Here is a 6,668-nt window from a genome sequence, read left to right on the forward strand (position 1 = left end):
TCGACGCCATCCATTCCGCCGATGCAATCGATACCTGCCGAGGAGGGCCGACGGCGTTCATAACTTCCGGGGTGCCCCAACTTAGCATCCGCTTGATGACCACTGAGGTGTTCGGACTGGAGGCGAAACCTTGTGTCGCCCTAGCGATCTACCCGTCGTGCTTGCCAACTTGTCGGATCTTGACGCACGTGTGAGCATGCCGTGACTCGCACAAACTGCTCATCGATGAAGAAAAAGATGACGTAAGGAAATCGGCTTAGGAGTGCCCGACGGTTGTCGCGGTGAACTTCCGGAAAGCGTAGCGGCGCTTCGAATACCGACTCGAGTGTTTGATCCACGGCATCGAGGAACTGAAACCCTAAGCCGGGAGAGCGCTGCTCGTACCAGATGGCTGCGTTTGTAATATCCAACTCCGCATCAAGCCAGACATCGCGATCAAAACTCACCGGCAATCCCGGAGCTTTTCGCTGATGCGCCCTTTGGCGTCGGTCCACTCCACGGGTGCTTGTGGGTCCGCTAAATGGGCTGCTCTCCGGCGGTCTAGCTCGGCGCGCTGAGCGTCGGTAACCGACAACGGCTCGGAGGATGCTGCGATACTGTCCCAGATGTCCTCGACAAGGCGTATCCTTTCGCGGACCGGAATAGCGTTGTAGTCAAAGAATGCCGGGGTGCTCATGGCTTGAGTGTGCCTCCCTCCGAGGTGATTCGCAACACACGAGTAGTGTTCGCATGACTTCTAGTACAGCTACAGGATAACACTACTCGCCAAGCAGACCCCAACGTCTAGCCCCCCACAACTTAGCCCGCCTCCTACGACCCGCCGAGCCACCACTTGGCTCCCTCGGGGAGCGGCTCTTCCAGCCACTCACGCATCTTGTACACCATCCAGTCCCCGCGGATTCGGCAGAACTCGTCGAACATCTCCTTCACCGCCGACGTGTTGCGATTGACCCCCGCGTCACGGATCTTCTCGTACAGCTCGATCGCAGTCGGCGACTCTTCGTCCAACGAGGCTCGCCACAACATTCCGCGAGCAACGAGGTTGTCGTGGTCACGGTCAATATCCATCACGGTCCAACGGTCTTTGAGGCCATCCAGCCCGTTCTGCCGTTGACTTAGCCAGGTCAGATTACCGATGGCGTTGGCCTTCGATGCAGTCGCCCGCGTTCCTCCCTTGTCCGCTATTCTCTTCGCATGCCTGAACGGCACAATGTGCTGCTTCTCCGGATAAAGCTGCTGCTCATGTCCGCTTGTTCTCTTCAGAGGCTCCGCAGTGCGATGCGGACAGGCGGGTTTCTTGATTCCCCACTTGCCCCCTGATTGATCGTATCCCTCGTACTGAGCCTCCCACCGGAACTCCCTGGCGCCAGCACGGCGTTCAATCGCATAGAGCCAGCCCACCGCAGAACGCTGAAGCGAGTGTGATTTGCGGACATTCTCCCTGAACGCACGCACGCTAAGTTCGGTGAAGTCGCGACTGGAATCACCCATCGATGTGATCAGTCGCTCACCCCCGCCCTCCGAGAAACTTGCGTCGCTAGGGCGCCAAAACTCCAGCAGGGTTGCCTGATAGCGGCCAAGTGCCAGCCGTAGCTCCCTGCACCACTCATCACCTTGCAAGCTCCACGGGGAAATGAGTTTTCCCTCACGAATGTCTTCCAAACCGTGAATGCTCTTGATAAGGCTCCGCATTTCAGCCTGATCCAGATATGGTGCGAGGAGCGCCCAGTGCAAGAGCCTGGAGATGGCCGCACGGAAATCCTCGTCAAGTTCATCGAAGGCTGGTTCCGGTACGCGGTAGAGCAGATCGATCAGCGGCGTCAGAGCCCTCGTGGAGGGACGTGCCATCCGATGATCGAATCCAAGCTCTTTAGACATCACGGAGTCCACGAGGGTCAAAGCCCGCGTAGCACGCGCGGAGCACTCCTGCACAAGATCCTGTGGATCCGAATAGTCCTTCCGCGCCCAAGTCTTCGTGTCGGCTTTCTTTTCTTCAGATCCAATTCGCCCCAGACGATCGCCGAAGGTGCTCTTTTCAACAGCAGCAGTGCCGAGCCAGCCGCATGCTGTCGTCCCGAGGAGCGCCAGGGCCGAGTAGCGGGTGACAGCGCCCATCCACACCGCAAAACCCATGTGTCGATCGGACTCGTGGACAAGCAAGGATCGCCCATCCCTTGTCGACACCTCTCCGTCCCGAACCCTGATGAACTCCGCAAGCTCATCGAGCAAACCTGGGTGCGCGCGCGACAGCAAGGCGAGCGCCTGCTCCTCTTGTCGGACACGAATCCCTGCACGGTTGATTCGAACATAGGCGTCGATGGCGGCACTCACGTCGCTTTTGGGTAGCTCGCCAACAGCGAATCTTTCCCCAGTGAGCATGTCCCTGAGCTGAGCAAATACAGGGCTCCACTTGTCGTCTCCCAGCAGCCCTACGAGGCGGGAAACCGTGAACTCGTGCACCCGCTCTCGGCGAACATCTGCCCACATCATGGGCAAAGGCTTGCCGTTCTCGATCAACTTGTACGCATGCCCTGTGACGAACTGCGGTCCCCACGGCAGCAGCCTGTCCAACGTGGCATAGTCTGATCCCTCATCCCAAAGATCCTCAAGCAATCGAGCTGCGTATCGCCGCCTCTCGGCATCGCCGAAGATGCTCGTGGGGGCCAACAGCAGTGCCAGTGGCAACCTGCACGGTTTCCCCGGAGGAACACGCTTGGCCTTACCCTGAGCATCACGCCGTTTCCGGGCAGTGGGAGTGAATCGACCGAAGATCGCACCCCTTTGTACGCCACTGGACTCACTTCTGTCGGCAAAGTAGTTGCCACCGTCTACATCGAACTGGCGCATGGCCGGGAGGAAGACGCCCCAATACTTGGAATCACGAGTATCTACGACTTGGCCCTCGTCTTCGTCTTCGTCATCGTCATCGTCCAGGACCCCGGTGCTCAGCGTGTCGGCGGACTCGTAGGGATCGAAGGCTCGAAGGCTTTCGATGTCCTCGTTGCGAACCAGAGACCAGCCATCTGCTTGGGGGACCGAGAGCAGCTGGCGGTACGTGTCGAGCATAGCCCGGGTGCGTTGCTGACCGTCGACCAGCCACATGGGCTCCACGCCCTGGCCGAACGAATTCAACTCCACTGGGACACCATGACGCTGCGGATTGCCGTTGTCTAACGGCTGCCAGAGCACAAAGGACCCACATGGCGATCGCTCGAACATGGACTCAAGCAGCGCTGTCCTGTTGGTTAGGTCCCAGACAGCACCGCGCTGAAAGTGGGGGATCCCAAGTTGGTGCGCATGCTTGACGATATCAGCCCAGGACCACCAAAACAGGTGTTGATCAGATTGCACTCGCGGACCCCCTCTGCGGACGGCGGCTGGCGTGCCGACAACTCTGATGGTTCTGCCTGACGTTGGCGTACCTCGCCGAAAACGCCGAGGCGTTCGCGCCCGAGTCTACCACACGATGCCGAGAAAACCTCCGCGCAGGGTAGCCGTGATAGACTGCGACTTTCACAACCGAGGAAATGGATGGCTAAATGGCAGATATCCGCGAACAGCTGCGATGCCAACTGATCGCTCACGGCTACAACGTAGGAAGCGATACCCGCGCGGCGCATGGCGAGATCTACCTCAAGGGCGAGGGCGACTTGGCATCGGCACTGTTCGAGTTCAAACCGAGCGTAAACGAGGCAATCGACACCATGTATCAGGGTGCATGGGTGGAGGGATTGCCGCCACGTTTTGCAGTGCTACCCGAATGTGCCGCCGAGGATCCTTCTTTCGAGTTGCTGGAGCAGATGGGAATCATTCCGTTGCTGTATAAGACAGGCGAGCGGACGGAGTTCCTCGATCTAGACCGGCTGCTCCAAGAGCACTTGGTACGGTAGTCAAGGGAATCTGTCCGCTGGCGCTACCGAGGATGGCTAATTTCATCTCTTGAGATGAGCGACAATGCTAGGCTGTGTCCGCTAGATTTGAGAGTCTTGCTTGGACTTCTACCACGAGCCAAGCTAGTCAGGCGGAAGTCCGGACCAGACACAACGACTATTGGTAGAACGCATCCTTGCCATTGCCGGCGTATTCTCTCCAAAGATCGACCAATCCATCGCCGCATAACTGATAACCAGGATAATACGCACCTGTCGCATGCAGGTCAGCGTAGTGTTGTGCGGCCTCAACAGCCGCCTCCCGCGTGATGCGTTCAGGGCCTGGCGCTCTTCGGTCGAGTAGGTAGTTCTCCTCATGCTGGGCACCGGTCATATCCGAATACGCGATGCGCAGATAGTGGATATGGTCTATGAACAGATTCCCTGCCAATGTTTGATATTCATTGGCCGGCCATGCTCGTCGAACCTCGTGAGTGGCCAAGTCATCAGAGACTAGGTAGCCTATCCGGCCGGTCGCGGCCATCTCACCTGAGGACTCAAAGGAGTTGCTGAAGAAGGTGGGGTCTACCATGAATGCTGATGGCGCAGTTGCGTGGTCCACCCCAATACTGACAACTGCCACGGTCAGGATCGACACCTCGACTTCACGGGCCGGTGAGCCCGAGTTGGTAATCTCCACGTACTCCTGCCAATGCCCTGCCAGCTCCTTTCGGTTGTACTCCTGTAGGCCGTACTTGATTGTAATCACCGGTCGGAGTGAGGACGCAGCAATGCGATTCCCCTCTTCCATCAACACCGTCTGCGTTGCGAGCAAGGCCGCTTCCGCCTCCAGAACCCTCTGCTGTTGGACAGCCAGTTGGTTCTGCAGGCGGAAGTCCGGACCAGACACAACGACTATTGGTAGAACGCATCCTTGCCATTGCCGGCGTATTCTCTCCAAAGATCGACCAATCCATCGCCGCATAACTGATAACCAGGATAATACGCACCTGTCGCATGCAGGTCAGCGTAGTGTTGTGCGGCCTCAACAGCCGCCTCCCGCGTGATGCGTTCAGGGCCTGGCGCTCTTCGGTCGAGTAGGTAGTTCTCCTCATGCTGGGCACCGGTCATATCCGAATACGCGATGCGCAGATAGTGGATATGGTCTATGAACAGATTCCCTGCCAATGTTTGATATTCATTGGCCGGCCATGCTCGTCGAACCTCGTGAGTGGCCAAGTCATCAGAGACTAGGTAGCCTATCCGGCCGGTCGCGGCCATCTCACCTGAGGACTCAAAGGAGTTGCTGAAGAAGGTGGGGTCTACCATGAATGCTGATGGCGCAGTTGCGTGGTCCACCCCAATACTGACAACTGCCACGGTCAGGATCGACACCTCGACTTCACGGGCCGGTGAGCCCGAGTTGGTAATCTCCACGTACTCCTGCCAATGCCCTGCCAGCTCCTTTCGGTTGTACTCCTGTAGGCCGTACTTGATTGTAATCACCGGTCGGAGTGAGGACGCAGCAATGCGATTCCCCTCTTCCATCAACACCGTCTGCGTTGCGAGCAAGGCCGCTTCCGCCTCCAGAACCCTCTGCTGTTGGACAGCCAGTTGGTTCTGCTCAGCCACAAGCGAATTCTGCTGCGCAGATATTGAATTGGCGCTGGCAGCAATCACCACTGACGCGACTCCAACGACGAGGGACGCCACAATGGCCGCCCAAGGCGCGACTTCAGCAGCAAGCTTGGACGCCTTCGACGGCTCTGGAGTCGCTGGCGATTGTCTCGCGGGACGATTACCTTGGAGTGGCCTACGAGTACGCAAGTACGAAACCTCCCCATGAATAAGTCTGTGTCCGCGACATCGACTACTCCACTTCCTTGCGGAAGCGGTCATACAGCCAGTCCACAAGCACACTCGCGAACGCATCATCGTCCGCCACGCGCTTGTAAAGCTTGAAGTTCGTCTCGACGATCTCCTGCAGACGATCCTGCACGATCGTGTCGAATGCAAGGCGCGCTGTTTCGGGTGGGTTGACACGGATACTCGCCTTCAGGGTCGCATCGGCGTGTAGCAAGTCCTCAAGGTGCTGCAGCGTCACCTTGTCTTCCTCTGTGAGGTCTGCCCCGAATCGCTCGTTCAGCTCGGCGATGATCGCCGAAAGCGGCTCGACGTGTTCCGCAGGCTTCTGTCCCTCGCCTGGCTTCTTGATCGGGTCGAGCTCTCCCCGACCGCGCTCGAGCCCGATATCACCGGTGAAAGTCGGGCGCATGTTGAGTGAGTCTAGGTCGACCTGTTCTTGCACCTCGCTGGGAAGGGTCGGGCCGTCGCTGCGGAGCAAGCGGCGCAGGTGTTTGAGGAAGTTGTAGAGCTTCTCGAGGTCGACGTCGGTGAACGAGAGCAACTGTGCGAGGAAGGCGTATGTGTTCACGAAATCAGTGATGACCTTGCGCGAAGCGGTCTGTTCGTCCTCATCCAAGTCCTCCCAACGCTCGACCGCAGGCTTGAGGATGGCGTACAGCTTCTCCATCTTCTTGCCGCCGAAGAGTGCCTTGGAGTACGCCTCGACCTCGGAGTCATCGAACAGACCGTAGTCCTTGATTCGCGTCTCGAGATCGTAGAGCAGGTTGGGGTCGGTGCCCTCCGAGAGCATCGTACTCTCATAGTATGGCTGGAAGGACTCGGCGATGCTGTCGGCCTCGTTCACGAAGTCGAGTACCATCGTGTCGTCCTTGCCCGGGTGGATGCGGTTCAAGCGCGAAAGCGTCTGGATTGCGTGGACTCCGCCAAGCTTCT

General features: G+C 58.2%; 7 protein-coding genes. 1 reads left to right on the plus strand and 6 read right to left on the minus strand.

Features of this window, described 5'->3' with window-relative positions:
• Positions 1 to 140: 140 nt before the first annotated feature.
• The 3 genes from M1617_04035 to M1617_04045 form a co-directional block, all read right to left on the minus strand.
• Positions 141 to 446 (minus strand): type II toxin-antitoxin system RelE/ParE family toxin, encoded by a 306-nt coding sequence (locus tag M1617_04035; GenBank protein MCL5887460.1) that lies wholly within the window; start codon positions 444 to 446, stop codon positions 141 to 143.
• Positions 443 to 676, minus strand: a complete 234-nt coding sequence (locus M1617_04040; protein ID MCL5887461.1) for an addiction module protein — start codon at positions 674 to 676, stop codon at positions 443 to 445. The genes M1617_04035 and M1617_04040 overlap by 4 nt, the downstream gene beginning before the upstream one ends.
• A gap of 134 nt (positions 677 to 810) precedes the next feature.
• Positions 811 to 3,351, minus strand: a complete 2,541-nt coding sequence (locus tag M1617_04045) for a DUF262 domain-containing protein (protein ID MCL5887462.1) — start codon at positions 3,349 to 3,351, stop codon at positions 811 to 813.
• A 188-nt stretch (positions 3,352 to 3,539) separates the two neighbouring features.
• On the opposite strand from M1617_04045, the gene M1617_04050 reads away from it, so the two are divergent.
• A complete protein-coding gene (locus M1617_04050) occupies positions 3,540 to 3,890 on the plus strand; it encodes a hypothetical protein (protein ID MCL5887463.1) in 351 nt (116 codons plus the stop codon).
• Between the two features lie 157 nt (positions 3,891 to 4,047).
• Here M1617_04050 and M1617_04055 read toward each other — a convergent pair whose 3' ends face one another.
• The 3 genes from M1617_04055 to M1617_04065 form a co-directional block, all read right to left on the minus strand.
• Complete coding sequence (locus tag M1617_04055) at positions 4,048 to 4,830, minus strand: hypothetical protein (GenBank protein ID MCL5887464.1); 783 nt, start codon at positions 4,828 to 4,830, stop codon at positions 4,048 to 4,050.
• Positions 4,785 to 5,501 (minus strand): hypothetical protein, encoded by a 717-nt coding sequence (locus tag M1617_04060; protein MCL5887465.1) that lies wholly within the window; start codon positions 5,499 to 5,501, stop codon positions 4,785 to 4,787. The genes M1617_04055 and M1617_04060 overlap by 46 nt, the downstream gene beginning before the upstream one ends.
• A 238-nt stretch (positions 5,502 to 5,739) precedes the next feature.
• Positions 5,740 to 6,668, minus strand: a 929-nt coding sequence (locus M1617_04065) for a type I restriction endonuclease subunit R (GenBank protein MCL5887466.1), incomplete at its 5' end; no start/stop codon positions are given.

This window comes from Actinomycetota bacterium (assembly GCA_023488435.1).
In the GTDB taxonomy this organism is placed as follows: Bacteria; Actinomycetota; Coriobacteriia; order Anaerosomatales; family UBA912; genus UBA912.